2 protein-coding genes are annotated in these 646 nt (G+C 57.3%); both read left to right on the forward strand.

What is annotated here, in order from left to right; translation table 11 throughout:
- Positions 1-440 (forward strand): hypothetical protein (locus tag NKF25_RS24055; protein ID WP_253229142.1); only part of this gene is annotated, 440 nt, incomplete at its 5' end.
- Positions 431-646 (forward strand): hypothetical protein (locus NKF25_RS24060; protein WP_253229143.1); only part of this gene is annotated, 216 nt, incomplete at its 3' end. The genes NKF25_RS24055 and NKF25_RS24060, both read left to right, overlap by 10 nt.

Below are 646 nucleotides of genomic sequence, written 5' to 3' on the forward strand. Positions count from 1 at the left end.
GGTACGTGGAACGCTCGCAACCTGCTGAAAACGGCTTTCAGCGTCTCTTTGTTCGTGAGCTGGTCGGCGTATTTGAACGCCTCTGGCCATGTTCGTTTCAGCACCCCACACTGCGTGATGTGGCCAGCTGGCTTACAGAGCACAGCGGCCTGACCTTCAGCGTGCCGGATGCAGATTATTCAGACCGTCCGATCCCACATTTCACCCACAGCGGGACGGGGTATCAGCTGCTGGATAATCTCGGAAAGGCTTTCGGCATTACGGATTACGTCTGGTATCAGCTGCCGGACGGCGCGGTATATGTTGGCGGTGCGGAAAAAGCCCTGTTTGCTGGTCGCCCGATTGAGATCCCGCATGGATTTAAATCAGCGGGGGGCGCGGGGGGGGAACTCAATCGACGCTTCCCCTGGTGCAGAGTCTGCGCCCCGGCGTGGAGCTGAACGGGGAACGGGTGACAAAAGTCCATCTGCAAAATGACACGATGGCTGTCACCTGGACACCCCGCAACCGTGCGACGGGTAAGCCATTGCAAAAAACACCCGTTCAGCGCCAGATTGAAAGCCATTATCCGGAGCTGGCATCCGGGATGCATTTGCCAAAGTTTGGCCGTGTGATGAATCCCGTTGAGGCAGTGAAAAGCGGCAAT

Origin of the sequence: Haladaptatus sp. AB643, assembly GCF_024136975.1 — an archaeon.
In the GTDB taxonomy this organism is placed as follows: Archaea; Halobacteriota; Halobacteria; order Halobacteriales; family Haladaptataceae; genus Haladaptatus.